This is a genomic window from Ectothiorhodospira magna, assembly GCF_900110965.1.
Classification (GTDB): Bacteria; Pseudomonadota; Gammaproteobacteria; order Ectothiorhodospirales; family Ectothiorhodospiraceae; genus Ectothiorhodospira; species Ectothiorhodospira magna.
In genome coordinates, this window is sequence record NZ_FOFO01000014.1 from 1 (window position 1) to 25,282 (window position 25,282).

The window sequence follows — 25,282 nt, forward strand, 5'->3', positions numbered from 1 at the left end:
AGGAGGACGCGACCAGGGCCGCGTGATCGTGCTACGCACGATGCGCTATCCCTCCCCGCCCTGAAGGACGGGGTTTCTCGCGCAAAACGATGAAATTGCTACTGGACGGTGGCAACAGCCGGATCAAATGGCTCTGGTGGGATACCCAGACCTGGGAAACGCCGGGTATTCTGGTCCACGGTGGCCGCACCGATCCCGATCTGCCCGACCGCCTGCATGCTGCCCTGGAACAGCGACTGCCGGAGGCTGTCTGGGTGGTGGAGGTGCTGGGGGAAGATTTCCGTCACACCTGTCACACCCTGTGTCAGCAGCGCGGCTGGCCCGCACCCCGGTTTTTGGTGCCAGACCCCGCCCCGCACGGCATCTGCAGTGATTATCTGGAGCCTGCCCGGCTGGGGGTGGATCGCTACGCCGCCATGGTCGGGGCCAGGGCCCTGGGGTACGATGCGGCGGTCATTGTGGATTGTGGCACTGCCGTGACCCTGGATCTGCTGATGCCGGAGGGACGCCATCATGGGGGGCTGATCCTGCCGGGGCTGGGACTGATGCGGCGCAGCCTGGGACAGGCGCCGGGTGTGGCCGGTGCCATCGGTGGCAGGGATGATCAGGTTGCGGCCCTGTGTACCGCCGATGCGGTGGCCTCGGGCACCTTGCAGGGCCTGGCGGCAGCCATCACCCATCTGGGGCAGCGGCTGTTGGCCCAGGCCACCACCAGCCCGGTCCCCCCCGTGAAATTGCTCACCGGTGGCGATGCCACCTGTCTTTATCCGCTACTGGATCACCACTGGGTCATGGAACCCCATCTGGTGTTCCGGGGGCTGGCTCACATGGCAGATCACCATTGATGCGTCTTCTGTGCCTTGTATTGTTGCTCCTGAACCTGGCCCTGCTCTGGTATGGTCTGGCCGCTTCCCCTTCGGAACCTTCGCCCGCATCGGCCTCCCCTCCGGTCCAGCGCACCGATGTTCCCCTGCTGCGGCTGATCCATGAAACCCCGTCGCCAACGGTGTTTAATTCATCGCCATTACCAGAACCGGCGCCCCAGTGCATCCGTCTTGGTCCTTTTCAGGATTCACAGTCCGTCAAACCCCTGCAGGCCATTCTGGATCAGGAGCACGTCACATACCACCTGCAGGCCATGACCCAATCCCGCCCCCAATCCTATTGGGTGATTTTACCCACTGACAACCGGGCTGAAGCCCGGGCTGCGGTGGCCCAACTGACGGCTCGGGGGGTGGATGACCATTACATCATCACCCAGGGGCCTCATACCCACGGGGTCTCCCTGGGATTGTTCTCGGAACAGGCCAGGGCCATCAGACGGATGGAACAGGTCCGTCAGGTGGATCTGGAACCGATCATCGAAACCCGCTACCGGGAAGTGACGCTGTACTGGCTGGAGGTGACCTTGACGGTGGCCGGTTTACAGGCGCTGATGCCGTCACTGCCGCCGGAAATCAGCGTGATGGAGCAGGCCTGTGCCCCGGCATCGTAGTCTGCCTATACCAAAATCGGCACAGCAATGGTAAAGTGCCGGCTCTGATTGCCCCAATCAGGCCAAGCCGGTATAGCTCAGTTGGTAGAGCAACTGATTTGTAATCAGTAGGTCCCGGGTTCGAATCCTGGTGCCGGCACCAATCCCACGTTCCTGCCCGCCCTGCAAGCCCCCTAAAACAGAGACATCAGCTCCTTCCAGGTGGGGGTGATGGTCATCCGTTGGGGATCCCACAGACCCACATTGGTCAGGCGCTCCAGGGCAGGAAGATGGTGATTGACCACCGTATCTGCCGGCAGGCCACTGCCAGCCAGAGGCGTGTCCCCTGGCAACTCGATCACCGCACCTTCGATATGCAGATTGGCCGTGCCGGTATTGACCTCGGCACCCCCCACCAGAATCACCAATCCCTCGAAATGAAAGGTCCCGCCCCCCGGAAAAAGGCTGATGGATGAATCGCCGGTCCCGCTGTCCGGGGCCGTCAGGATCAGGATGCCGGCACCGTGGACATCACTGGAGACATCCACGGTGGCGCCTGCCTCAATCTGGTATAGCCCAGGATGCTCAGCCGTCATCCTGTCTCTCAGGCAGGGTATCCCATCCCCGGAAGCAACCTCGGCCAGCGCGTCGGATGTCCAGGTGAACAGGGACTCGGCACTGAGCAGTCGGTGTACATAATCATGCCATGCCGCCGTGGACTCGGCGGTGGGGTCAGGATCACCACAACCATTGCCCAGACAGGTATATCCCCCCATCGGCACCGGGTCTCCTGCCGGATACCGGGCCAGGGCCAGACGCAGTATCCGTTGGGTGCCGGTGTAGGGAATCTGGCCGATCACGGTAATGTGGGTCTGGTGGACGTGGGGCTGGTCACTGTCTTCAGGGTCAATGATGTGCACATCTGCGGTCCAAAAGGCACTGCCGGAACCATTGACGGGATGGGGACCACTGCCCCCCAGAGCCGCCAGAATCCCGTCCTGATCGTTCCAGTCGCTCACGGCGGCATCGGTGGTCAAGGTGGTCAATGCGGTCATCATCCCCTGTTCTGCCGCCAGAAAAGCCTGGGCAATCTGCCGCTGGCTGCCGGCAATGCGTTCCTGAATCAGGGCGCCGCCCATGCCGGCCACGGCGATGAGGGTGGCCAGGGTCAGCAGGGACAAGGTCATGATCAGTACAGCGCCCCGTTGCTTGCCCTGATGCTGTCGGGTGATCATCATCGTCGCTCCTCAGGGCTGTTGCATCGAGAGCAATAATGAATTTCTCAGGGCCACATGAAACACCACAGGATGGGTGTGGGGGGTATGGCCAGGTGAGGTGTGGCTGACAAAAACCAGTTGGACACGTACACCGATCACATTGTCATGACTGTCCCGAATCAGGGTGCTGGTCATGCCATCCGCCTTCAGGCCGGCCACCAGTTCATGATTTTGCTGGCCGCCATCGCCGCAGCGCAGCCCGCCGGAACCCACATGGTAGAACACGGTTCCCAAGCCCCGGTCCACGCCACACCAGGCCAGGTCCCGGTAACGGGTCACTTTCAGATCGCCATCTTCCGTGGCCAGATCCACCGCACCACGAATGTCCCGCACCATGTAATCCACCCCGTAGCCGATGGCCTCCTGTAATCCGGCCAGTCGCTGGGTTTCCCGGTACACCAGCCGGCTGCCCAGAAACACCTGGAGCGCAGCCCCCATCAGCAACAGGCCAATCACCAAAGCCACCAGCAGTTCCACCAGGGTCAGCCCGGCGGCCCGGGAGGGTGCCCGCCGGGGCATCATGATCCACCCCCGGTCGGCAGGGTGATGTGATATTCAAATCCGGGGAAGGACTCATCGGCGCCAAATCGCTGTTCGGCCCAGCGCACGGTGATGGTACAGTGAGGCCCATGACAGGTCAGGGTACTGGCGTCCAGTGCCGGCAGGGGGGCGGCGGTTGACGGGGTGGACGTCCCCCAATGGGTCACCCAGTCAGTATGGACCGCTGCCGGCGTCATGTCCGCCTGGGCCAGACTGAGCCAGAGCCGTTCACCGGCATCCATGGCCATGATGCTGGCCAGGGTATGCTGGTAGGCGCTATGGGCACCCCTGAGGGCTGTCAGCTGCAATGCAGCCAGCCCCAGCAGGCCGATGGAGAGCACCAGCAGGGCAACCATGACTTCGATCAGGGAAAAACCGCCGGCACCACGGCGATGGGGAAAGGGGGCGCGTACCTGTGCCATATCATCAACCTCTCATCCATGATTGATCCTTGTACGGTGTTGATTGTATACGATCTGGCGCCGTCTGCAATTTGCCATCCCCCCTCTGGCCGTGCCACCATCCCGGCACTCCAGAGACAAACGGGATTTTTGAGTTCCGGTCAGCATGTCCAATATCATTCTTATCGGGCCCATGGGGGCCGGAAAATCCACCGTGGGTCGGCACGTGGCCACCCACCTGCGTCTGCCGTTCGTGGATAGCGACAAGGAAATCGAGCGACGTACCGGCGTGAATATCCCCACCATTTTTGAATATGAAGGAGAAGCCGGTTTCCGGGATCGGGAAAGTGCCGTGATCGAAGACCTGTGCCGCCGGGAAGGTATCGTCCTGGCCACCGGAGGGGGGGTGGTGATGCGACCGGAAAACCGCACCCGACTGGCCGCCAGTGGTCTGGTGATCTATCTGCGGGCCTCGGTACATACCCAGTTGCGACGCACCCGGCGGGACCGGAACCGACCGCTGTTGCAGACGGACAATCCCCGTGCCCGGCTGGAGTCCCTGTTTAAGATCCGGGATCCCCTTTACCGGGAAATCGCTGACCTGATCGTGGAGACCGACCGGGAACACCTGCGCAGCACCATCAGGACCATCGCCAGACGTTTTCGCCGGCTTCGCCCCACCCCTCCCCGTCACTGCCAGGCAACTTGATGACCATGGACACACTCACTGTAAATCTCGGCGCTCGCAGTTATCCGATCCATATCGGCCCCGACCTGCTGCAACAGCCCGCCTGGTTTGCCCAAACCCTCAAGGGCCGTCAGGCCATGGTGGTCACCAACCATACCGTCGCCCCCCTTTATCTGGATACGCTCCAGCAGACCCTGACCAGCAGCGGCGCCGATCTGACAGACCCGGTGATCCTGCCCGATGGTGAGTCGTTCAAAACCCTGCACACCCTGGAGACCCTCTACACCGCCCTGCTGGAGCGTCGCCTGGATCGCAGCGGGGTGCTGATCGCCCTGGGGGGCGGCGTCATCGGTGACATCACCGGCTTTGCCGCCGCCAGTTATCAACGGGGCATCGATTTCATCCAGGTGCCCACCACCCTGCTGTCCCAGGTGGATTCCTCGGTGGGTGGCAAGACCGGCGTCAATCATCCCCTGGGCAAAAACATGATCGGCGCCTTTCATCAGCCCCGGCTGGTGCTGATTGATACCCATACCCTCAACACCCTCTCTGACCGGGAGCTGAGGGCCGGCATCGCCGAGGTGATCAAGTACGGCCTGATTGATGACCCGGAATTCTTCCGGTGGCTGGAACAGCATCTGCCCCGCCTGCTGGCCCGGGAGCCGGAGGCCCTGGCCTTTGCCATCCGCCGTTCCTGTGCCGACAAGGCCCGGGTGGTGGCGGAAGATGAACGGGAATCGGGCCGACGCGCCCTGCTCAACCTGGGCCATACCTTTGGCCATGCCATCGAGACGGGCCTGGGTTATGGCCAATGGCTCCACGGCGAAGCGGTGGCAGCGGGAATGGTGATGGCAGCCCGGATGTCCTGTCACATGGGGTGGCTCCAGGCATCCGAAGTGGCACGGATCACAGCCTTGATAGAGGCCGCCGGACTGCCCGTTACTCCCCCGGCGGATCTGTCTGCTGACCGCTTCCGGGCGCTGATGGCGGTGGACAAGAAGGTGCAGCAGGGGCGGCTGCGACTGGTGCTGATGCAGGGCATTGGTGGGGCACTGGTCACTGCCGATTTCGATCCCCGCGCCCTGGACCATACCCTGGCGGGTCTGGCCTCGCCATGAGCGCCCCTTCAGTGCTTGCCCTCAACGGCAAACATTTTGCGCCCTACGCGGTGCATGATGGCAACAGCCGGGGTCGCCGCCATCCGGAGACGCCCCCCCGGCACCGAAGCCAATTCCAGCGCGACCGGGATCGCATCATCCATTCCACCGCTTTCCGGCGTCTGGAATACAAGACCCAGGTGTTCGTCAATCACGAGGGAGACCTGTTCCGTACCCGCCTCACCCATAGCCTGGAAGTGGCTCAGATTGCCCGCGCCATCGCCCGTATCCTGGGCCTCAATGAAGACCTCACCGAGGCCATTGCCCTGGCCCATGACCTGGGCCACACCCCTTTTGGACATGCTGGCCAGGATGCCCTCAACCGGTGCATGGCCGATTACGGCGGCTTTGAACACAACCTGCAATCCCTGCGGGTGGTGGATCAACTGGAAGCCCATTATGCCGAATTTGACGGCCTGAACCTGATGTTCGAAACCCGGGAGGGTATTCTCAAACATTGCCCCGAGGCGGTGGCGCTCACCCTGGGGGATGTGGGCCTGCGGTTTCTCCAGGGCCGGCAGCCCGGCCTGGAGGCCCAACTTACAAATCTGGCAGACGAAATCGCCTACAATAACCACGACGTGGACGATGGCTTGCGCTCAGGACTGATCACCGTGGAGCAACTGATGACGGTGACCCTGTTTCGTGATGCATTTTTGCAGGTGCGGGAACAGTATCCGCAACTGAGTCAGAAACGCACCCGCCATGAAGTGATCCGCCGCATGATCAACCGTCTGGTCAGTGATCTGGTGGACAACAGCCAGACCCGGCTGCAGGAAGTGGCCCCGGACAGCCCGGAGGCCGTCAGTCGACACCCTGGTCCACTGATCGGTTTCAGTGCCCGGATTCAGGCCCATAACCTTGAACTGAAGCGTTTTCTGCGTCAGCATCTTTATCATCACTATCGGGTCAAGCGCATGACCACCAAGGCCACCAGGGTGCTGACCATGCTGTTTGAAGCCTACATGGCTGATCCCACCCTGTTACCCGACGAACATGCCCGCAAGGCGCACCGTCTGGCGGCGGAGTCTGGCGATACCGGTCGCGCCCGGGCCATCGCCGACTATCTGGCGGGAATGACCGACCGCTTCGCCATCGCCGAACATGGTCGCCTGTTCGACCCGAATACACTTTCATGATATCCAGGTAAGCCATGGCCAACGATACCCTGTCCGCCGACTGTCTTGCACGACTGGGACTACGGCAACAACCCTTCGGCCCCGTCGCCAACGAGGCCTTCCTGTACACCGATCCGGCCATTGACATGCCGGTGAACGTGGTGACCGAGCACCTGAACCACGACCGCAACATCGCCGTCCTCAAGGGTGAACTGGGGGTGGGCAAGAGTACCCAGTTGCTGCGAATCCTGGCTCAGGGTCGGGGCAATATGGATTTTTGTGCCTTCAAGGCCCGGGCCAATATCAGCCTGGCGGCCATTGACTACACCGTGCGCCAGTACTGGAAGGACCATGCCCGATCCCAGGACAATCAGCCGCTGGAGCAATTCATGGCGGCCATGATCCAGCGCAATGCCCAACCGGTTCTGGCCATTGATGATGCCCATCTGCTGGATGCAGAAGTGCTGGCAGAACTGGTGCAGGTCCGGCGGCGGGTGCATGACCTCACCGATCGCCATTTTGGCCTGCTGCTGGTGGGAGAGCCGGAGATCGAGGCGCGACTGGCGGCCATGGCCACGGTACTGGATGGCTCGGAAAGCCAGATGACCGTGCAGATGCGCCCCTTCACCTGGGAGCAGACCACGGCCTATCTGCGCCATCGGTTCCAGGCGGCGGGTCTGGAAAATCCCGATCTGCTGGACGAGGCGACCGTACAGGCCATCCACCGGGACAGCGGCGGTATTCCGGGGCGCATCAACAGTCTGGCCAACGCTCAGTTGAAGGCAGCCTGCGGTGATGCCGGTCTGGCAGACGAAGATGACTTTGAGGACGACGAAGAGGACAACGACGGTACTGCTGTGCCTTTCTGGCGTCAGCGCTGGTTTGCCCCGGCGGTAGCCGGTGTCACTTTGGTGGCTGTGGTGCTGTTGTTCACCAGCCTGTTCACCGGAAGGAATGATTCTGGAGAAACGGCGCTCAATCAGCCGATTTTATTGCCCCAACAGCCGGGCCGCCCGCCGTCGGAGGAATCGGACCGTTTCCTGCAACCCCCACCGGCGAGTTCAACCCCGTTGCCCCCGGCACCGGTGATGCCAGGCCGGTCAACCCCTGAACCCACTCCAGCTCCGGTGCAAACGGTGCCAGTGCCCGCCCCGGCGCCGCCCGAACCCGCTCCGGCACCTGCACCCGCTCCGGCACCTGCACCCGCTCCGGCACCTGCACCCGCTCCGGCACCCGCGCCCGCACCAGCAACGCCAGCGCCAGCGCCGGCGCCGGCACAACCAGCGCCTGCCCCGGCACCCGCAGCACCGGCCCAGCCCGCACCTGCGGCCAGCGACGACAAACGCATCCGGGATGTGCAGTGGCTGCGGTCCCAGTCTCCAGATCGCTTCACCATCCAGATTCTGGCTGGCGGTAATGAGGCAGCGATCCGGGATTACGTCCGCAACACCAACCTGCCCGGCGACGTGGCCTGGTTCCCCACCCGTCGTGGTGAACAGACCCTGTACGTGCTGGTATTTGGTTCCTATGCCAGCGCCGATGCTGCCCGCAGTGCCATCCCGGCCCTGCCGGCGGAGGTGCGGCGCAACCAGCCGTTCATCCGTAGCTTCCGGGCAGTGCAGGACGCCATCGCCGGTTAATCCACCCGCCCCGCGCCCATACTGTGGCGCGGGGCCTGATGCCCATGTCCCGCATCCCACAAACCTTTATTGATGAACTGCTGGCCCGGGCCGACATCGTCGAACTGGTGAGCAGCCGTGTTCCCCTGAAAAAACAGGGCCGGGAATACACCGCCTGCTGCCCCTTTCATGCAGAAAAAACCCCGTCCTTCTACGTCACTCCCCAAAAGCAGTTCTATCACTGTTTTGGCTGTGGCGCTCACGGTACTGCCATCGGCTTTTTGATGGCCCATGACAACATGAATTTTGTCGAGGCCATCGAGGAACTGGCCCATCGCACTGGCATGGAAGTCCCCAGGGAACATGGGCCGGGCCGCCGGGAGATGGCGCAGCAGCAGCGCCTGCTGGCCGCCCAGGAAGCAGCGGCCCGGTTCTTCACTGACAACCTGCGCCGCCATCCGGCAGCAATGGACTATCTTCGCCAGCGGGGGGTCAACGAAGCCATGATCCAGACATACGGCCTGGGATTTGCCCCCGATGGCCGGGATCATCTGATCCGCGCCCTGTCGGACCAGTTTCAGCCCCAGGAGCTGGTCACTGCCGGTCTGGCCGGGCAACGTGACATGGCACCACCCTATGACCGTTTTCGGGGCCGGATCATGTTTCCCATTCGGAATCACCGGGGCCAGGTGACCGGATTCGGGGGGCGGCTGCTGGAACCGGGAGAACCCAAATACCTCAACACCCCGGAAACGCCAGTGTTCCACAAGCGCCATCTCCTCTATGGCCTGTATGAAGCCCGCAAGGCGGCGCCTCGACTGGAAGAACTGCTGGTGGTGGAAGGTTATCTGGATGTCATCGCCCTGGCTCAGTTTGGTCTGCCCAATGCCGTGGCCACCCTGGGCACCGCCACCAACCGGGATCACCTGGAACGCATGTTCCGGGTGGTGTCCCGATTGGTATTCTGTTTTGATGGGGACCGGGCGGGGCGGGAAGCGGCCTGGCGGGCCCTGGAACAGGCCCTGCCACTGATGCGGGATGGGCGCCAGATTCGCGTGCTGTTTCTGCCCGATGGGGATGACCCGGACACGCTGGTGCGGCGAGCGGGTGCCGATGCCCTGATCCAGCACATGGATCAGGCCCAGCCCCTGTCGGATATGTTCATGGATGGACTCCGGCAACGCTACGACATCACCAGCCGGGAAGGCCGTGCTGCCCTGGGTGCTCAGGCCCAACGGCTGCTTCGGGACATGCCTGGGGGGTTGCTGCGTGCCCAGCTGATCAATGAACTGGCCCGGCTCACCCAGGTCTCCCCGGAGCAGATGGCCCAGGGACTGGAATCGGACTTGCCCCCTGCCACCCCCGCCCCTCGATCAGTGGCGGCCATGCCCCTGCCGTCGCGGCAACAGCGGCTGGTGCTCACCCCGGTACGTCTGGCCCTGTCGGTGATTCTGGATCAGCCGGCACTGGCTCAGGAAGTGGGGGATACCCACTGGCTGCGGGAACTGGACACCCCCGGTGTTCAGGTGCTGGTACAGGTGCTTGAAACCCTGGCACAACACCCCCATCTCACAACAGCGGGGATACTGGAGCGCTGGCGCGACAGCGAAACTGGCCCCCATCTACTAAAATTGGCCCAGTGGCGGTCACCCGACGATACACCAGAGGCTGCGCCCAGACTGCTGCGGGATGCGCTGGCCAGTCTGCGGCGAAAGCATGTGGAACAACGAACCACCGCCCTGCTGCACAAGGCTGACCAGGCATCTCTGACCGACCATGAAAAGGCTGAACTCAAGGCATTACTGTCCAGTCGATCAACCATCGCGCCCTTGACTGACGGACCAAATTAATGGCACCCGGAAAAAATATGTTATAATTGACCGTTTAAGTCCCGTCCAGAGCCTTCCCGGTTTGCGCACCGTTTGAGCAGGTTTTTATGAATCACGAAGAACAGCAATCCCGCCTGAAGGAACTCATCGCCAAGGGCAAGGAACAGGGCTTCCTGACCTATGCCGAGGTGAACGATCACCTGCCGGATACCATCGTCGATCCTGAACAGATCGAAGACATCATTGCCATGATCAATGACATGGGCATTACTGTCCATGAACAGGCACCAGATTCCGACAGTCTGATCCTTTCCGACAGTTCTGTATCCACTGATGATGACGCAGCCGAGGAAGCCGCTGCTGCCCTGGCCTCTGTGGATGGTGAGTTTGGCCGTACCACCGACCCTGTGCGCATGTACATGCGGGAAATGGGTACGGTGGAACTGCTGACCCGTGAAGGCGAGATCCAGATTGCCAAGCGCATCGAGGACGGACTGTCCCAGGTGCTGTTTGCCCTGGCCCATTACCCCAAGTCCATCGCCTCCCTGCTGGCCGAGTGGGACAAGGTAGAAGCGGGGGAGAGCCGGCTCACCGATGTGGTGGTCAGTTTTATTGATCCCAATGCAGAAGAAATCGCCGCAGTATCCCTGCCCAAGGAAGAAACCCCGACGATAAAAACGGCCACCGATGATAGGGACGAAGGTGATGAGTCCGAGGGGGACGAGGATGACGAGGACGACGAGGAATCTGCCGCCCCTGAGGATACCGGTCCTGACCCGGAAGAGGCCCGCATCCGCTTTACCCACCTGAGAACCCTGTACGAAAAGGCCATCAGCCACGCCGGTGCCGACAAGCGGGAGGCATACCGTCAGGCCAGGGAAGACATGGCCCGTTATTTCATGGAGTTCAAACTGGTTCCCCGGTTGGTGGATCAGCTCACCACCGATCTGCACGACATGGTGGAACGGATCCGCACCCAGGAGCGGACCATCATGCGCCTGTGTGTGGACACCTGTCAGATGCCACGGCGGGAGTTTATCGGCACGTTCCCGGAGAATGAAACCAACCTGGCCTGGCTGGAAGGCTGTCTCAAGGGCAAGTCAAACAAATACAAGGAACAGCTGGCCCAGCACCAGGAAGAGATCCTGCGTATTCAGAAACGTCTGGTGGCCATTGAAGAAGAGTCCAGTCTCACCATTGGCGAGATCAAGGACATCAACCGCCGCATGTCCATTGGCGAGGCCAAGGCCCGTCGTGCCAAGAAGGAAATGGTGGAAGCCAACCTGCGGCTGGTGATCTCCATTGCCAAGAAATACACCAATCGTGGCCTGCAGTTCCTGGACCTGATTCAGGAAGGCAATATCGGCTTGATGAAGGCGGTGGACAAGTTTGAATACCGTCGTGGCTACAAATTCTCCACCTATGCCACCTGGTGGATTCGTCAGGCCATCACCCGCTCCATTGCAGATCAGGCCCGTACCATCCGTATTCCGGTGCACATGATCGAGACCATCAACAAACTCAACCGGATCAGCCGGCAGATGTTGCAGGAGATGGGTCGGGAAGCCACCCCGGAAGAGCTGTCCCAGCGTATGGAGATGCCGGAGGACAAGGTGCGCAAGGTGCTCAAGATTGCCAAGGAGCCCATCTCCATGGAGACGCCCATCGGTGACGACGAGGACTCCCACCTGGGGGATTTCATCGAGGACGTGAACGTGCAGTCCCCGATTGAATCTGCCACCCGGGAAAGTCTGTCGGAAACCACCCGCGAGGTTCTGGCCAGTCTGACCCCACGGGAAGCCAAGGTGCTGCGTATGCGTTTTGGCATCGACATGAACACCGATCACACTCTGGAAGAGGTGGGCAAGCAGTTTGACGTTACCCGCGAGCGTATTCGCCAGATCGAGGCCAAGGCCCTGCGCAAGCTGCGTCACCCCTCCCGTTCAGAGATGCTGCGCAGCTTCCTGGATCTGGAATAAGCCATCTGGTTTGCCGGCATGTTGGTTCCCCATTGGCGTCTTTAACCGTGAGGTGCACCTTCTGCCGGCAAACACGGCTTTTTGCACAGGCCAAAGCCCAAGGATACGCTTCCCCTGTCATCCAATCTCTTGTATCTTTCCCTATCCTGATTTTCTCCCCCTTGGGCCTGTAGCTCAGTTGGTTAGAGCAGGGGACTCATAATCCCTTGGTCGTCGGTTCGAGTCCGACCGGGCCCACCAATCAAATCAGTCACTTACGCCACCATCCCGGTCCCGGTCATTCCCGCGTTATGGTGCTGGGCACCACTGGGGCACCTAAGCGGAACAATTCGGGCATGGGTGGACGGGGCGGGCACCCTGCTGGTGCTGGCCCAGGTGGGCGGCGCTCCCGGTCCCTGATCCCGCTCCTGGTGCGGTCCTGGGCTGGGTATCTGCCGAATCCTGACCCGCGTGTCGGTGTCGCTCTCCTTGCAATTGCTGGGCCACGCGAAAATTCAGGCGTTCAGAATCAACGGCTTGCGATTTGATGGCATATGGATTGCTTGCTGGAATGGATTTTGCAGCCATGCAGGAATCATTCCACCATGCAATTGCTGGGCCAGCACCAGCACCAGCACAAAACCCGCCACGGGCGCGGGTCTGGCGCTTTTTTATAAGGGGGAATAATCCTGCTCCACGCGGGTGCGGGTGCGGCGCTGGAGGCAATGTGTCAATTGGCACATTGGTGCCCCCACGGGTGCGGGTGATCCGATAGCGTTGAGAGCAATGTCCCAGCTGGGACATTGGTCGGCCCCACGCGGGCGCGGGTGATCCGCTAGAGCTAATGGCGCTATTAGCACCATTAGGTTCCATACTTAGCGGCGCCTTCCCCGGAGCTAATCCTTACATTGTCAGGATTAGGTTCCCTCTTTCCCTTTCCGGCCATTCGGATTATTCGCGCTCTCCACGCGGGCGCGGGTGATCCGGGAGGAAAACAATGTTAACGATGTAAACATTGATCGGCCCCACGGGTGCGCGGGTGATCCGCTAGAACTAATGATGCTATTAGCATCATTAGTTCCTTCTTTCCCTTTCCGCCCATTCGGATTGTTCGCGCTCCCAGGCGGGCGCGGGTGCGGCCCAGGATGTAGGCTTTGCTGTTGCTGCCTATCTTCCGGGGGGAATCAATGTTGCCATTGGCATCATTGTTTTCCCTTCTCGCGTTTCGGTTCCCCTCCGGCGGCCCATCTTCCGGCTAGACCTAATGGTGATAAAATCACCATTAGCTTTCCTCCGGCTAGAATCAATGCTGCTATTAGCATCATTGTTTTCCCCCTTTCTCGCGTTTCGGCTCCCCGAGTTAATGGTGATAAAATCACCATTGTTTTCCTCCGGCTAGACCTAATGTTTACATTGTTAACATTAGGTTCCTCCTCCTTTGCCTTGCCGCTCGGATTGTTCGCGCTCCCAGGCGGCGCCTTCCCCTGAACTAATCCTTATATTCTCAGGATTAGCTTCCTCCCTTCTCGCGTTTCGGTTCCCCGAGTTAATGGTGACGTTGTCACCATTGTTTTCCTCCATCGGCCCCACGGGCGCGGGTGCCAAGCGGTTGTTTTTTATAGGTTGTTCCATCTAGGAATCTGCCCCACGCGGCGCCAGACCCTTGACCAAACCTTGACACTCCCCAGCCCGGAACCTCCAGACCCTTGGGTGAACCTTGGTATTCCCCGGCCCGGCTGGTGCCGGAAGCCTACCCGTCGCCAGCCCGAAGGATTCGCCGGATCTGTCTATCGGTCAGCCCATGAGCACGGGCTAGATCATTGCGGCGAGCACCAGCGGCGGCCTCTTCCCGTATCTGCGCATTGCGGGCAGCCAGGCGGCGATGGTGCCCCTTGGGGATGGCCACGGCCTCCCCTCCAGCCAGGGCGCATAGCTGCCGGGCGTCGTCGCTGCCGAGGGCGTCCACCAGGGAGGGCGTGGGGGTCATGGGTATGCGGCATGTGGTGCCTCCAAACCGCTCTTGAACCTTGGAGGCCAGGGCGGGCCCTACGGTATCTCGGAACTCGCGGAACATGGCTGGCGGCCTCACAGTGAGGGGACAGCATATTTTACTAGGGCGCGCCGTCCTGGTCGTCGTGCCAGTCGAGGGCATCCCGGTCGGCGGCCACGCTGATCCCCAGGGCGGCGGCCACCTCCCGCAACGTCGATTGCCGGTCTGGAGCGGGCATGATTCAGGCGGCCTCGGACGCCATGCCGTACCGGGCCAGCAGCAGGGCATCCGCCATGTTGTGGTCCCGCTTGCGGCTCAGGTCGATGCCAGGGTGTAGCCGTGCGGCGATGGTCCGGCTCATGCCCTTGTCGCTGCCGCTGGGCACCCCTGCGGCCTTCTTCCACGCGGTGGGCGGCACCAGCACCATCGGGATGCCGAGGGCCGCCAGAACCCCGCAGATTGCCCCGGCGGTGTGTCCCAGGCTGAACACACTGGCCACTCCCTGCCCCGGGCGGCTGGCCACTTGCTCCACCACTGCCAGGCGCACGTCCCCGGCAATCGGGCGCAGCAGGTGAGTCAACCCGGCGGGGTCCAGCTCCCGGCGTACCCGGCCACCCCCTCGGGCCACGGTGGGCAAGTCCTCCAGCAGCTCCACGCGGTGATGAGGGTCCAGGGCGGCCACGGCCCCGGTCAGGCCTGGATCAATCCCCAGCACCAGCCGGGGGCGGTAATCGTTTGCGTTCATCGGTCGGTGGCCTCCATCAGCCAAAGGTTAGCGGCCCGGCGGCCTACGTTGCCGCGCTTGTGCTCCACGGGCTCAGCGTCGGCGGCCTCCAGCCAGGCGCGGCGGTATCCCCTCAGCAGCCGGTCCCGGTCACTGCGGCCCTGGGTGCGGGCGGCGATGAATCGGTGGTCCTCATGCAGCAGAGGCAGGCCATCCAGCGGCCCCGGCTTCGGCTTCCGGTCGGTGTCCAGCACCAGCGGGCAGGCATCACCGGGAATGACGAATCCTTGTTCCAGGGCATCGGCCACCACCAGGCGCACCCACGCCATCGGCCTGGCGACGAAGTCCGGCCAATCGTCCGGGTCCGAGTACCAGGCCAGGGCGCTGTCCACGTCCGCTCCCAGCTCCCGGCAGGCGGCGATGATCTTGGTCTGGGCCGCTTCCCGGTGGTCGGCGGCATCGCGTGGAATCGGTTTTTTTTCAGATTCGCCTTGTCTCGGTACCGACAAAACCGACAGAACCACCCTTTTGTCAGTTTTGGCAGTACCGACTTTAGGCGTTTCCAGTTTTTTTAATGCCTGCAGCCTATCGGCAAACCCCATCACGCACCCCCTGCCAGCTTGGGATGGATGAGCCATTCCGTTGTGGGCCTGCCCCCGGTTTCCACGGTCACGGATCGCACCCTGCCCAGATCCTCCAGGTACTCCAGTGCGTCACGGGTTCCCGCTCGATCCAGCAGCCGCCACCCCTGCCGGTACACGTCGCGCTCACGGAACGGGCTGGGCAAGTCCCCCTTGCGTATGCGCTTGTCCAGCTCACGGGCGGCGTGCTTGGCCGGGTCCATCGCCGGTGAATAGATCCGGCGGGCGTGCTCCTCCAGGAAGTCACACCAGGTGAGCGCCATCAGCAGGGCGTGATCCGATACCGGCCCGCCGCTGGGGCAGTCCACCAGGTGGAACAGCAGGGCCAGACTCGGGACCAGGGAACGCTGCTTGGAGATTGCGGACTCGAAAGCGGGATGTTCCTCCCCTCGGCGGATGCGGTCCTCCAGGTCCACGCGCCACGAAACGAAACGCTCATAGGCGGCGGCCTCGAACCGAAGGAACGGCATCCCGCCTTCATCCTGCCCGGCCCCCAGCGCGACAGGGTCGATGGTGTCCAGGCGCTCAAATGCCTGCCTGGCCCTGGCCTTGGCATCCCTGTCCGGCCATCGATCCACGTCCCGATATTCCGACGGCATATCCGGCCACACCAGCAGCTGAAAACGCTGGATCAAACCATCATCCCCGGCCCCGCCATCAATGGCGGATCTCATGTAGTCGAGCAGGCGGCCGGGCTGGATGCCTCCCAGGATGGATACGCAGACGGATTCAATGTCGATGGTCCCCCGTCCAATGCGGTCATAGGTGAACCCCCCGTTTCCGTTCCACGATTCCAGGTAGAAGGCGCGGCTTCCCTCCCGGCCTTCCCGCTCCAGATCCTTGAGCCACCCGGTCAGCTCATCACGGAAGATCAGCACCCCTCGGGGGTTGGATGACAGCAGCTCCCCGAGCGCCTCCACGGTGGAATCCGAAGTGATGTACCGCCGACGCTGGGGGGACTCTCCGCTACATGCGGCGGCAGCCTGGGCCAGCTCCATGGCCTCCTGCCGGTTTCCCTTCTTCATCGCCGCTTCGATGGCCTTTTTTGTTGCCTTGGCCCCGGCTTCATCCAGCTGGGCCTGGATCTCGTAATCCTGCTGGGCCTGCTCATAATCTTGCCGGGCTGCAGCTTCAAGGCCCTGCAGCAGCTTCATGGACTCGGAGAGCGCCGGGGATTTCATCAGGCCGGGACGGCCTACGATGGCGCCCCACAGATTCGGAACCACAGTCCAGTCATCGCGCAACCGGGGGCGGATTCCGATCTGCCTGCCGACCACGGATGACAGGGCCACCACACCCCCTACGGCCGGATATTCCAGGGGGCATTGCATCCGCTCCGCAATGTCCGCCAGCCACGGGCGCAGAGCCTCCGGCAGCATGGCCTGATCCATGGCGGGGACGGGCGGCAAGCCATCCGGCAGCGGCTGGGGTTCTGGCCAGTCGGGGGCGGCTTCCCGCCTCGGGATATCAATAACGATGTCACGCGGCATGGTCGGTCTCCTTGCTCAGATAGCGGTTGCCGGTGCCCATGTCGAGAATCCGGCCCACGCCAGCGGTCAGCAGGGCCGTCACCAGGCGGTGAACCTGTTCGCCGTCAACGTCCCCGGCCCGCACCAGTAAAACAGGAGGGGAACCCGCCAGGCAGGACCAGTCGAGGGCGGCGGGATCCTCGCCGGGCGGGCAGACAGCCACCAGGCGGGGGCCGAAGTTGCGCGGCGGGTTCCAGTAGGCGCGGGCCGCATCCCACGCGCCGGACCCGACCGCGCACCACAATGAGGGGTGCCGGCCATCAGCGGACGTTCCCCAGTGGCCGGACAGGTTGCCCCGCCGGGCCTGGATGATGCGCTTGCCATAGGGCGGAAGTTGGCGCTGGATCATGCCTTGCTCCCCCCGTCGCTGGTGCCGCTCATCAGCCGGTTCAGGGCGTCCAGGTATGCCCGGTCGATCTGGGCCTGCCGACGCCATGAACGCTTCGGGCGGCGGGACTCTCGGCTGGGCTTCTGGTACGCTGCCGGGACAAGGTTATGTTGCTGGCGGCCCTCACCGGGGGCCGTCTTTTTTTTGCGCCGTGGCAGGCGATCAGTCATGGCCGGCACCCTCCAGACGGTCCTGGATGCGGGCTGCGGCGTTGATCAGGTCTTGCCTGATCAATGGCAGGGGGGCGCGAGGCAGGCGGGGCAGGACGTCGTTCAAGGCGTTGACCATCGCCACGGCGAACACCTCCTGATCCACGGGGGGCATGCTGTCCAGCTGCTCGCGGGCGGCCCGGACTGCGATCAGCACCTGGTGCAAGTGATCGGTCATGACCGCACCTCCCGGGCTTCCAGGGCGCGGGCTTTGGCCATGTGGGCGTTGTACCGCTTCAGGCGGACGGACAGGCTGGAATCGGCGCGCAGGGCGGCCATTGCCATGGCGCGGTGGGCTGCGGCGCGTGTGGCCGCGATACGGCGAGGGATAGTCATGATGGGCTCCTATTTGAACTTTGGAGCCGCTCCCCTTTCGCCAAAAAGGGGGGGCGGCTGCGCGCAGGTTGGCGAACCGGTCAAATAGGAAACCGGCAGACCCCGGAAGGATCTCCCACGCACAGCCACCATAGACGCGACAAGCGGGCGCAAAAATAGCGCCGGTGTCGCAGGTGATGGCGCTGATGCGCCTATTTGATTCCAGGTCGCCAAACCCGGCCAGTGATGTGTCACCGGCATGGCCAGTATGTAACGGCTTGAGGGTTGCGGTCAACATCACGCGGCCTCCCCGTCCTTCTTGGGTGCAGGGGTGGCGGCTTTCTGCCCCTGGGCCAGTAGACGTTCAAGCGAGTCAGCGGGCCACAGTAGCCGGCCATTCGGCAGGCGCTGGGGGCGCAGCCCGTAGTAGTGCCCGCGTCTGCACAGGTGAACGCGGATGCTATCCGGGCGCACACCAGTGGCGTAGGCAAGCTGGGGGGTAGTCAGTCCAGCGGGGGCCATGCCGGCGGGGGGCAGGGTTGTGGCGCCCAGGAGGGCTTGCAGGGCGCTGCTTGTGTTCGGTTGTGGCATTTCACGCACCTAAGCGGTTGTTAACGGTGCGATCATGTTGGCGGGATTCCGAGCGGCCCGGGGGCATACGGCAGGAAACGGAAGGAAACGTCGTGGTTCGTCGTGGGAAACGTCGTGGTTCGTCGTAGTCAGCGGCCCCGGTAGCCGTTCATCCGCTTTTTGAATGCCTCACGGGTCACAGCCTCCCCGTCAACCATCACACACTGCTGTTTGCTGCCGTCGCCCCTCAGCTGAGAATCAGCAGGCCCAGTGTTGTGGCCGGGCACCTTGCCTGCCCTGATCCGCCGCCATATCTGGTCATCGGTCGGTGTGTTGTTGCGCTCTTGCTGGTGCGCCTGGATGGCGGCGGCGATAGCATCCCGAATCAGGCCCTTCCCCGCATCCAGCCCCGGGAAGTCCGCATGGGTGGCCTCCTCCGCATGTCCTCCCAGCCAGTGCTCCAGGTCTGCAACCGGGATCAGTAAATCGGCGCGGGTAATCTCCCGGGGATGCTCCTGATCGTCGTACAGCACCATCACACCTTCATCGGTTCGCCAGTCCACGGCATCCGGCAGATCACCCCGATGGATGAACGTCACGCATTCGTGCGTCAGGCGCATTGCCAGCAGCTTGTAGACGTGGGCGTGATCCAGATACCAGAACTGGGCAATCTGATGGCAATCAGCCAGGTGGACAGCGAAGGGGTAACGGGCGAAACGATGGGATATGACCTTTCTCCCATCGCGGGTGAAGTCACTATGATCGCCCCATCTTGCGTACTCTCCCTGAACCCTCGGCCACCAGCGCCCACGCCAGCCCCGGGCAAAGATGCCAGCCCGCAGCTCCCCGGCTATCAGGGCTTGCTCAATCAAGTCGGGCTTCAGATCAGCCTGGCGGCAGGCGGCGTCAATGTTGAGATACTTCAGGGCGGGGGCCATCACTTCACCCTCCGCAGCCGACCGGCCCCGGCCTGGGGTTGGGGGATGCCTGCCTCATCCAACACCCACGCCTCGATCTTGGTGTGCCACTGGCGCAACAGGTCCAGGGGGCGGCGGCGGTAATGCTTCTCCGCAATGGCCGATGGCTTGTGCCCCTGTATCTGGGCCACGACACCCACGGGGCACTCCACCCACTCGGACAGGGTGCCGAAGGATCGGCGCAGCCCGTGAAGGGTGACGTGGGGCAGCCCGGCGGCTTTCAGGGCGCGATTGTGGGCGTGGTTGCCCTCGGGCATGCGGCCTGATTCGCTGCTGGTGCTGGAGAACACCCACTGATTCCGGCGGGGCAAGGCATCCAGCAGGGCGCCCACGGCGGGTGTCAGGGGTATGACCCGCGCCCCCTCCACCTTGTCCTTGATGGTCAGGGACAGCCACTGAAAATCCACGTCCTCCCATCGCAGGTTTGCCAGTTCCTGGGCGCGGCTCCCGGTCAGCAGCAGGGCTTGAAGGTAGGCGGCATGGACCGGATAGGGCAGCTCCCGCACAGCCTTGAACCACGGGGCCAGTTGCTCCCGTTGAAGGCAATCATCCTTGGCTCTGGGCTTGGGCACGGATCGGCGCACGGTCTTGGTCAGCAGGGCGGCAGGGTCCACCAGCCCCCGGTATTCCGGTTGTTCGGCGGCCCAGTTGAGGAACGTCCGCAGCAGACGGAACCCACGGGCGGCCACGGCGGGGCGGGTGGCCTTCTCCCGCACCAGCCATGATTCCAGGCGTTCGGGGGTCAGGTCCGCCAGGCGCTCATCCCGCAGGGGGTACAGGGCACCAGCCTTGGTTTTCCTCGGGGACCGCTTGCGGGCCTGTCCGGGGGCGGTCATCGCCCGGTCGTGATCTTCCCGGTGGGATTCGCTCCAGTCGGCTTTCCGGGCTTCCACGTAGGCGTCCCAGGCATCCCCCAGGGTGACAACGGCCCGGGCCTGCTCCTGCCGGGCCTGATCCGCCTCGGCCTTGCGCTGGGCCTTCTCCTGCCGGGGGTCGATGCCCTGATCCACCAGGGCGCTCAGGCGCTTGGCCTCGGCCCGTGCTTCCGCCAGGGTCCATGTCTCCCGGTCCCCGATGCTCAGGCGGATGGTCTGGCCTCCCAGTTTGCGCTGAAACACGTAGGACACGGCCCCGGTGTCCCGGACACGTAGCCCAAGGCCCGGCTGGTGCGAGTCCCACAGGTAGGCGCTCCGCTTGCCCTGGGGGCAGGTGAAGGCGGTCACGCGGGCATGGGTGAAGTTCAGGCGGGTGGTAGAATCGCGGGTAGCCATTGGCAACCTCCTTTCCAGGTCTGCCGGTGGTCAGGGCCTCGGGGGTGTTCGCGCACCCTCGGGGCCTGTTTCGTTGGGTGCCCTGGGCACCCTGGGGCACCACTGGGGCACCCAACAACGACAGAATAGGCTAATTATTCCGCATTATCAATGTGGGGTATTTTCAGGCATGCCGTTGAATATGAAGCGTTTTTGTAATCTGGCATAATGCCTGCTAACGGTCTACTGACCGGACTCATAATCCCTTGGTCGTCGGTTCGAGTCCGACCGGGCCCACCATGTAAACTCAAGGCTTTAAATTATCCACCCGGTGATCCCGCGGTCGGTGGGCTGGGTCGATCCATGGGTCCTGGGATTCCAATGAGGCCATGCCGTCCCGCTCTGCTTCCACCTGGGGGATGGTCATGCCCGGAGCCTTGGCACGGACGTAGAAGCTGGCCAGCATCATCAGGATGTTGATGACCCCCACCAGAACAAAGGGAGCACGAGGATCGATGTGGTCAAACAGACGGCCACCGATCATCATGATCAGCAGGATACCCAGGGCGCCGCTGATATTGAATACCGCCAGTACCGAACCACGGGTGGCCTTGGGGGCTTCCTGACCAATGAGGGACTGACCACCCAAAAATACGCTCATCTGGCCGATACCCAACAGCACGAAAAAGAACCAGGTGGTGCCACCTCCCAGGGGATTGTCCATGAAGATCACCGCCAGGTTGCCCAGGGCCGCCAGACCCATGCAGACACCAAGCGCAGTGACCCGGTTGAGACGATCCACCAGCGGTCCCAGCAGCGGCGCCGAAAGCAGGGCCGCCACCTGGGTAATGACGAAAATGAGGGTGGCCTGCTTGATGGCCTCGGGTGAACTCATGCCCATGCCAATGCCTATTGTGGTCCCCCAAAGCACAATGAAAGCAGCATTGATGGACTGGTCACCCCGGGCAATGAAGGCCGCACCATAGGCCAGCAGGATGCGCGGATTACGGGCCTCGGTCACTCCGGTGACCAGCAGCTTGCGTACCGGCGGTCGAGCCTCCCGAATAGGGGGTACCCCACCCTTGAGACCAAAGCCGATGATGATGGCGGAGACCACCGCCAGCCCGGCCACCAACAGATGGGTGTACAGGCCCGCATCGGTGCCGCTGACCCCTCGGTCGGTGAATACCTCCGGCAACATCCCGAACATCTGGCCGATCATCACGATCCCCAGGCCGTTGAGCATGCCGATGATGGCCACCAGCTTGCCCCTGGAACGCTCCGCCGGATAATCCGCCAGCACCGTGGACAAGGCACCAGCAACAGCAACAATACCCATGGCATAGATGACCCGATACAAAAACAGGTCGTCACTGGACCCCGCCAGGGGATAGAGCACATAGGTGGCCGCCAGCAACATGAAGCCGGCAATGAAAATGGGTCTTCGACCGATGCGATCAATAAGAATCCCCACCGGAATGAACAGCAGCAGGGCCACCACCTCGGTCCAGAACACCAGATTCCCCGTGAGGGTGCCCTGCTGGTCCAGGGGGATGTTCAGGTGCTCGTTGAGGATGTAGGTCTGACCAATGGTGATGAACACCAGCAAACCGATGGAAACAAAACCACCATAGAAGAAGGTCCAGCCGTGGAGGGGCAAAATGCCCGGCGCCAGGTAGATGGGACCAATCCGGTGGGTTTTCACCGTGGAAGCTGGGGGGCTGGTCTGGGTCATGGGTGCATTGAAAAATTGGAGGCTCAGGTTCTGCCGAGAAGCCGCATCACACGGTCCAGCACGCCGTCCACGGCGCCACTGAAGCGTTTGCCCAGGGGCTGCTTGCGGCAGTAGGTGACTTCATACAGATCGAACTTTCTGGACAGACCCATGAGTTCGTCGTCACTGGTACCCAGGGCGTCGATCAGATTCAGGGGCAGGGCCTGCTCCCCGTACCAGTATTCACCGGTGGCCACCCTGTCCAGGTCCAACTGGGACCGGTAACGGCCCAGGAATACCTTGAACAGGGCATGGACCTCGTCCAGCTCCTGCTGGAACTTGGCCCGACCCTCCGGAGTATTCTGACCCAGAACCGTGAGGGTGCGCTTGTATTCGCCGGCAGTGAGCAGTTCCACGTCCACCTCCCGACGCTTGAGCCAGCGATGCAGGTTGGGCAACTGGGCCACCACACCGATGGAGCCGACGATGGCGAAGGGCGCGGCGACGATGCGGTGGGCCACCGCCGCCATCAGGTAGCCGCCGCTGGCGGCCACCCGGTCCACGGTGACGGTAAGATGCAGTCCCGCGTCCCGCAACCGGATCAACTGGGAAGCCGCCAGGCCATAATGGGGCACCATGCCGCCGCTGCTCTCCAGGCAAATCACCACCTGATCCAGATCCTTGCGGGCCTGGGTCAGGATGGCAGAGACCTCTTCCCGCAGGTTATCCACCCGGGAGGCGCGAATGTCGCCCTGAAAACGCAGCACGAAAACCCGGCTGCGATCCGGGTCCGGCGGCGGAGCAGGTGGGTTGTCCTCCGATTTGCGACCCAGCCGCTTGAGGCGCTGCCCCAGGGTGCGGGGTGTCTTGAGATGCTCCCCCAGGGCCTTTTCCATGTCCCGGTAGCGCTGGTTGAGATGCCGGATGTTCAGGTTTTCCTGACCACGTTCCCGGGATCCGCTGGCGGCAGCAGTGATGCTCCCCAGCAGAATCAGTGCGGCCACCAGAAAGGTGACCGCCTTGGCCAGAAACAGGCCGTATTCGTACAGAAATTCCATCCTTGATCAGCCTTCCTGCCGGTCACCTGCGGCCTGGGCCACAAAGCTGTCGTAATGCTGCATGAATTCCTCGGGCAATTCATAAAATGGCAGGGCGCCAGTGGGCAGTTCCTGTACCCGCCAGTTGGACAGGCGCTCCACCACGGCCTTGCCCCGATAATCGACGAAATCCCCTCGCTCGCCATGACACATGAAGACCGGCAGATTCAGGGATTCGTAGATCCGGGTGATGTCCTTGCTAAACAGGTTGCCGGCAAGGAAATGGTAGGGGGCATGGCGGGCACCCGGCTGGCGGGTGGTGGCCACGCTGTATTCCAGCAAGCCCAGGTCGATGCGCCGGGAACCCCAGGCCTTGTTGAGGAAATAACGGATCACACTGCGCTTGGTCAGGGCATTGAACAGGCCCCGGTTCCAGGGACCACGGGTGAGCAGGCTATGCATCCAGGGCATGCCCCGGGTGCTTTCCGGAGGACCATCCAGGCGTCCGGTACCACGAAAACCGGTGGGGCTGACCAGGGCTACGGTACGAAAATCCGCAGCGGATTCATGGGCCGCCCGGGCCAGAAATTCCGATCCCAGAGACAGGGCAATGGCATCAATGGGACCCTCTCCCATCAAGCGGCGGATTTCTTCCACCATGGCATGCACCGCATCGGTCATCAGGCGGGGGGTGTAGTCCCGGTCGCTTCTGTCTGAACCACCAAAACCGGGCAAATCCAGGGCAAAAACAGGGCGCAGACGGGCGTAATGATCGTACAGGGGTTTCATTTCATAGGCGGAACCGGCGGCATTGACACTGTGGATGAGCAACAGGGGGATGGTGGTCTGCTGATCTTCACTTCGCTCGGGACCGCCCTGGTAGTAGCAAAGCCGGCCCGCTTTGCTATCAAAGCTGCGCTGTTCTCCCGTCAGGGCTGGGGGCAGGGAAGAGGGCGCGGCGGGGGCTGTATTGGTGGCATCAGCCGCAACGCTGGCGGCATGGATAAAAGGCTGTGACGTAATCGTCCTGGACATGGAGGCAACTCCTGACGGTATGTTAAAAAATGAAAGGGCGATCCGGCGCCCATAGACGGTATGCAGCTTGGCAGTATCCACGGGTGCTCACGGTTTCTCAAGCAACCGGCGACAAAATTCCGAAGCCGTCTATAATTTTACCGTTATGATAGGTTTTGCAGTGACCGCCTACCGCCCCAAAAGCGGGTGGTTCCCGGATCAGCCGCCCACGGGCCCATTTATCCATCAGGAGGCTTGTTTATGCACCGTCATTTTCCCCATGTCGTGATTGTCCTGACATGTCTGGCCCTGCTGACTGTGGGTACGGCACAGGCCGATCTGGGTCGGGTTGCCTCCCCGGAAGGGGCCGTGGTTTATTTCATCAGTCCAGCCGATGGCGAGACTGTCAGTTCCCCTGTCACCGTGCGCATGGGATTGCGGGGTGCCGGTGTGGCGCCGGCAGGGATCAATCGCCCCAATACCGGCCATCATCACCTGCTGGTCAACAAGGACCTGGCCGATGTGAACCTGGATCTGCCCCTGCCCTTCACCGACCATACCCTGCATTTTGGCGGCGGCCAGACCGAGGCGGAGGTGAATCTGCCCCCAGGCCAACATACCTTGCAACTGCTGTTCATGGACTATCGTCACGCCAGTTTTGATCCACCGGTGGCCTCTGAACGGATTACAGTGACTGTGGAATAAGCATAAACCTGGATGGTTCTGATAGTATAACCGTCAGCAAGGCGCCACGCCCCACAGGGGCAGATCACAACAAGTACAGGCAAAACACCTCCCCTTCCAGGGGGAACCCGGAAGATTTGGCGGGTTCCCTCTGGGGCGGGGATCAGGGTTTTAGCTGC

General features: G+C 62.4%; 27 protein-coding genes and 2 tRNA genes. 11 read left to right on the forward strand and 18 right to left on the reverse strand.

Translation table 11 applies throughout. The features are described from left to right. Positions 1 to 89: 89 nt before the first annotated feature. The 3 genes from BMX62_RS06875 (at position 90) to BMX62_RS06885 (ending at position 1,637) form a co-directional block, all read left to right on the forward strand. The gene (locus BMX62_RS06875; RefSeq protein ID WP_090206387.1) at positions 90 to 845 is read left to right on the forward strand and encodes a type III pantothenate kinase; all 756 of its coding nucleotides are present in this window, start codon (positions 90 to 92) and stop codon (positions 843 to 845) included. Continuing rightward, complete coding sequence (locus BMX62_RS06880) at positions 845 to 1,495, forward strand: SPOR domain-containing protein (RefSeq protein ID WP_090206390.1); 651 nt, start codon at positions 845 to 847, stop codon at positions 1,493 to 1,495. Before BMX62_RS06875 ends, BMX62_RS06880 begins: the two co-directional genes overlap by 1 nt. 66 nt (positions 1,496 to 1,561) lie before the next feature. Then, a tRNA-Thr gene (locus BMX62_RS06885) sits at positions 1,562 to 1,637 on the forward strand. 31 nt (positions 1,638 to 1,668) lie between these two features. On the opposite strand, the gene BMX62_RS06890 is transcribed toward BMX62_RS06885, so the two are convergent. From BMX62_RS06890 to pilV, 3 genes are read right to left on the reverse strand one after another with little or no spacing between them, the layout of a single operon-like run. Then, on the reverse strand, positions 1,669 to 2,712 hold the full coding sequence (locus BMX62_RS06890) for a pilus assembly PilX family protein (RefSeq protein WP_090206393.1): 1,044 nt from the start codon (positions 2,710 to 2,712) through the stop codon (positions 1,669 to 1,671). 9 nt (positions 2,713 to 2,721) lie between these two features. Continuing rightward, positions 2,722 to 3,273, reverse strand: coding sequence for a PilW family protein (locus BMX62_RS06895; RefSeq protein ID WP_090206396.1), 552 nt, complete (start codon positions 3,271 to 3,273; stop codon positions 2,722 to 2,724). After that, positions 3,270 to 3,713, reverse strand: coding sequence for a type IV pilus modification protein PilV (gene pilV / locus BMX62_RS06900; RefSeq protein WP_090206399.1), 444 nt, complete (start codon positions 3,711 to 3,713; stop codon positions 3,270 to 3,272). The genes BMX62_RS06895 and pilV overlap by 4 nt, the downstream gene beginning before the upstream one ends. Before the next feature lie 145 nt (positions 3,714 to 3,858). Here pilV and aroK point away from each other — a divergent pair, with 145 nt between their 5' ends. From aroK to BMX62_RS06935, 7 genes are all read left to right on the forward strand, one after another. Beyond that, the gene (aroK, locus tag BMX62_RS06905; RefSeq protein WP_090206402.1) at positions 3,859 to 4,401 is read left to right on the forward strand and encodes a shikimate kinase AroK; all 543 of its coding nucleotides are present in this window, start codon (positions 3,859 to 3,861) and stop codon (positions 4,399 to 4,401) included. A 5-nt stretch (positions 4,402 to 4,406) separates the two neighbouring features. Continuing rightward, the gene (aroB, locus tag BMX62_RS06910; RefSeq protein ID WP_090206563.1) at positions 4,407 to 5,498 is read left to right on the forward strand and encodes a 3-dehydroquinate synthase; all 1,092 of its coding nucleotides are present in this window, start codon (positions 4,407 to 4,409) and stop codon (positions 5,496 to 5,498) included. Next, positions 5,495 to 6,676, forward strand: a complete 1,182-nt coding sequence (locus BMX62_RS06915) for a deoxyguanosinetriphosphate triphosphohydrolase (RefSeq protein WP_090206405.1) — start codon at positions 5,495 to 5,497, stop codon at positions 6,674 to 6,676. Before aroB ends, BMX62_RS06915 begins: the two co-directional genes overlap by 4 nt. Before the next feature lie 14 nt (positions 6,677 to 6,690). Further along, the gene (locus tag BMX62_RS13250; protein ID WP_090206409.1) at positions 6,691 to 8,295 is read left to right on the forward strand and encodes an AAA family ATPase; all 1,605 of its coding nucleotides are present in this window, start codon (positions 6,691 to 6,693) and stop codon (positions 8,293 to 8,295) included. Between the two features lie 44 nt (positions 8,296 to 8,339). Then, entirely contained in the window at positions 8,340 to 10,124 is a 1,785-nt protein-coding gene (dnaG, locus tag BMX62_RS06925; RefSeq protein ID WP_090206411.1) for a DNA primase, read from the forward strand. Between the two features lie 86 nt (positions 10,125 to 10,210). Beyond that, positions 10,211 to 12,082 (forward strand): RNA polymerase sigma factor RpoD, encoded by a 1,872-nt coding sequence (gene rpoD, locus BMX62_RS06930; protein WP_090206416.1) that lies wholly within the window; start codon positions 10,211 to 10,213, stop codon positions 12,080 to 12,082. A 163-nt stretch (positions 12,083 to 12,245) separates the two neighbouring features. Beyond that, positions 12,246 to 12,322: transfer RNA gene (locus BMX62_RS06935), tRNA-Ile, on the forward strand. A 254-nt stretch (positions 12,323 to 12,576) separates the two neighbouring features. Here BMX62_RS06935 and BMX62_RS13255 read toward each other — a convergent pair. The 15 genes from BMX62_RS13255 to BMX62_RS07000 form a co-directional block, all read right to left on the reverse strand. Beyond that, positions 12,577 to 12,711, reverse strand: coding sequence for a hypothetical protein (locus BMX62_RS13255; RefSeq protein ID WP_274377163.1), 135 nt, complete (start codon positions 12,709 to 12,711; stop codon positions 12,577 to 12,579). A 1,100-nt stretch (positions 12,712 to 13,811) separates the two neighbouring features. Continuing rightward, positions 13,812 to 14,048, reverse strand: coding sequence for a Mor transcription activator family protein (locus BMX62_RS12895; RefSeq protein ID WP_162273515.1), 237 nt, complete (start codon positions 14,046 to 14,048; stop codon positions 13,812 to 13,814). Positions 14,049 to 14,292: 244 nt separating this feature from the next. Next, a complete protein-coding gene (locus BMX62_RS06945; protein ID WP_090206422.1) occupies positions 14,293 to 14,796 on the reverse strand; it encodes a RuvC family protein in 504 nt (167 codons plus the stop codon). Next, positions 14,793 to 15,284, reverse strand: a complete 492-nt coding sequence (locus BMX62_RS06950; protein WP_143339685.1) for a hypothetical protein — start codon at positions 15,282 to 15,284, stop codon at positions 14,793 to 14,795. Before BMX62_RS06950 ends, BMX62_RS06945 begins: the two co-directional genes overlap by 4 nt. Positions 15,285 to 15,376: 92 nt before the next feature. Then, entirely contained in the window at positions 15,377 to 16,906 is a 1,530-nt protein-coding gene (locus BMX62_RS06955; RefSeq protein ID WP_238375893.1) for a YfjI family protein, read from the reverse strand. Beyond that, a complete protein-coding gene (locus BMX62_RS06960) occupies positions 16,896 to 17,294 on the reverse strand; it encodes a hypothetical protein (RefSeq protein WP_238375894.1) in 399 nt (132 codons plus the stop codon). The genes BMX62_RS06955 and BMX62_RS06960 overlap by 11 nt, the downstream gene beginning before the upstream one ends. Then, the gene (locus BMX62_RS06965; RefSeq protein WP_090206427.1) at positions 17,291 to 17,503 is read right to left on the reverse strand and encodes a hypothetical protein; all 213 of its coding nucleotides are present in this window, start codon (positions 17,501 to 17,503) and stop codon (positions 17,291 to 17,293) included. The genes BMX62_RS06960 and BMX62_RS06965 overlap by 4 nt, the downstream gene beginning before the upstream one ends. Then, positions 17,496 to 17,720 carry a hypothetical protein gene (locus BMX62_RS06970; RefSeq protein WP_090206431.1) on the reverse strand — a complete coding sequence of 75 codons (225 nt, stop codon included), beginning with the start codon at positions 17,718 to 17,720 and terminating at the stop codon, positions 17,496 to 17,498. Before BMX62_RS06970 ends, BMX62_RS06965 begins: the two co-directional genes overlap by 8 nt. Continuing rightward, entirely contained in the window at positions 17,717 to 17,878 is a 162-nt protein-coding gene (locus BMX62_RS12970) for a hypothetical protein (RefSeq protein WP_202906230.1), read from the reverse strand. The genes BMX62_RS06970 and BMX62_RS12970 overlap by 4 nt, the downstream gene beginning before the upstream one ends. Positions 17,879 to 18,154: 276 nt before the next feature. Beyond that, entirely contained in the window at positions 18,155 to 18,448 is a 294-nt protein-coding gene (locus BMX62_RS06975; protein ID WP_238375895.1) for a hypothetical protein, read from the reverse strand. A 128-nt stretch (positions 18,449 to 18,576) separates the two neighbouring features. Further along, positions 18,577 to 19,365: a hypothetical protein gene (locus BMX62_RS06980; RefSeq protein WP_090206433.1), complete on the reverse strand. Its 789-nt coding sequence runs from the start codon at positions 19,363 to 19,365 to the stop codon at positions 18,577 to 18,579. Beyond that, positions 19,365 to 20,675, reverse strand: coding sequence for a tyrosine-type recombinase/integrase (locus BMX62_RS06985; protein WP_090206437.1), 1,311 nt, complete (start codon positions 20,673 to 20,675; stop codon positions 19,365 to 19,367). The genes BMX62_RS06980 and BMX62_RS06985 overlap by 1 nt, the downstream gene beginning before the upstream one ends. Positions 20,676 to 20,961: 286 nt before the next feature. Beyond that, entirely contained in the window at positions 20,962 to 22,389 is a 1,428-nt protein-coding gene (locus BMX62_RS06990) for an MFS transporter (protein ID WP_090206440.1), read from the reverse strand. Positions 22,390 to 22,412: 23 nt separating this feature from the next. Then, positions 22,413 to 23,426: a protease SohB gene (gene sohB, locus BMX62_RS06995; protein WP_090206443.1), complete on the reverse strand. Its 1,014-nt coding sequence runs from the start codon at positions 23,424 to 23,426 to the stop codon at positions 22,413 to 22,415. A 6-nt stretch (positions 23,427 to 23,432) separates the two neighbouring features. After that, entirely contained in the window at positions 23,433 to 24,440 is a 1,008-nt protein-coding gene (locus tag BMX62_RS07000) for an alpha/beta fold hydrolase (protein ID WP_090206446.1), read from the reverse strand. Between the two features lie 240 nt (positions 24,441 to 24,680). Here BMX62_RS07000 and BMX62_RS07005 point away from each other — a divergent pair, with 240 nt between their 5' ends. After that, complete coding sequence (locus BMX62_RS07005; RefSeq protein WP_090206449.1) at positions 24,681 to 25,124, forward strand: DUF4399 domain-containing protein; 444 nt, start codon at positions 24,681 to 24,683, stop codon at positions 25,122 to 25,124. Positions 25,125 to 25,282: the final 158 nt, after the last annotated feature.